The 1,226-nt window shown below is 68.7% G+C and carries 1 protein-coding gene and 1 pseudogene; both read left to right on the top strand.

Annotated features, from left to right (window positions below; all coding sequences use genetic code 11):
* Positions 1-10 precede the first annotated feature (10 nt).
* Complete coding sequence (locus EOA60_RS39430) at positions 11-1,039, top strand: hypothetical protein (protein WP_245502691.1); 1,029 nt, start codon at positions 11-13, stop codon at positions 1,037-1,039.
* Positions 921-1,226 (top strand): annotated as a pseudogene (locus tag EOA60_RS33695) (DNA polymerase Y family protein); the annotation flags it as partial. The gene EOA60_RS39430 and the pseudogene EOA60_RS33695, both read left to right, overlap by 119 nt.

Here is a 1,226-nt window from a genome sequence, read left to right as displayed (position 1 = left end):
CGAGGGAACGCTGCCCGAGCGCCTGGAAGCGCCGGCTTCCGGCGCGCCAAAAGCGATTCCAGGAACAGTGCGAAGCGGTTTTCCGTCCGGACTTGCGGAAAAACAAATAGCTGGCGATGCCGCGGGATCGGATGTCACCCCCGAAATCACCATCGTCCGGCGCGGCCTCGCTGTGGCCTCGCCGGATGCCTTCCTGCATACCGGCGTAGAACGCCTCGACACCGCCCTCGGCGGCGGCCTGCCCAAGGCGGCGCTCAGTGAAATCCATGGGCTGGAGACCCGCGATGCCGGCGCCGTGGCCGGCTTTGCGCTGTCGCTCGCCAGCCTGATCCTCCAACAGAAGCAGGGCCTGCCGGTCCTCTGGATCGGAACGGCGGAGATTTTCCGCGAGGCCGGCTTTCCCTATGCCAGGGGCCTCCACGCCTTCTTCGGCATCGAGCCCGAACAATTGCTGTTTTCCGAAGCGCCGAAACTGCTCGACGCGCTGTGGATCGCCGAGGAGGCCGCCCGCATGACGGCCTTCGCCGCCGTCATCCTCGAGATCCGCGGCAGCCCCCGGCTTCTCGACCTTACCGCGACGCGGCGGCTGCACGCCCGCGCCCAGAGCGCCGGCCGGCCAGTATTTTTGCTGCGTCAGGCCGGCCAGGCCGAGCCCACCGCGGCGCCCGTGCGCCTCATTGTTTCGGCAGCGCCCGCGGCGAGCCGCGAAACGCTCGCCGGCGCGCTGGCCGGCTCGATCGGCCGCCCCGCCTTCACCGTCGATATCGGCAAGAGCCGCACGGCCCTGCCCGGACAATTCACACTGGAGTGGAACCCCGATGAGCACGCTTTTGCCGAAAGAAGGCCCGAGGAAGAGCGGGCAACGAATTCTGTCGCTGTGGTTCCCCTATCTTTGCGCGGAGCGGATCCTGCGCCAGCGTCTGGGGCGGTCCTGGCGTTCCCGGCCCTCGCATCCCCTGCCCCCATCTTACCCACCGCTTGTGATCAGCCATCGCGACAGCAACGCCCAGCGCATCGCAGCCCTCGACGAGCGGGCTGAGGCGCTGAAGCTGAAGCGCGGCATGGGCATTGCCGACGCGCGCGCCATGCATCCGTCGATCGATGTGGTGGAGGCCGACCCGGAAGCCGACCGCCGCCTGCTCGAAGGCCTCGCCGACTGGTGCGACCGCTACACGCCGCTGGTGGCGATCGACGGCGAGGACGGGCTGTTTCTCGACGTCACCGGC

This window comes from Mesorhizobium sp. M1A.F.Ca.IN.020.06.1.1 (assembly GCF_004023265.1).
GTDB lineage: Bacteria > Pseudomonadota > Alphaproteobacteria > Rhizobiales > Rhizobiaceae > Mesorhizobium.
This window is presented reverse-complemented; position numbering and strand designations above follow the sequence as displayed.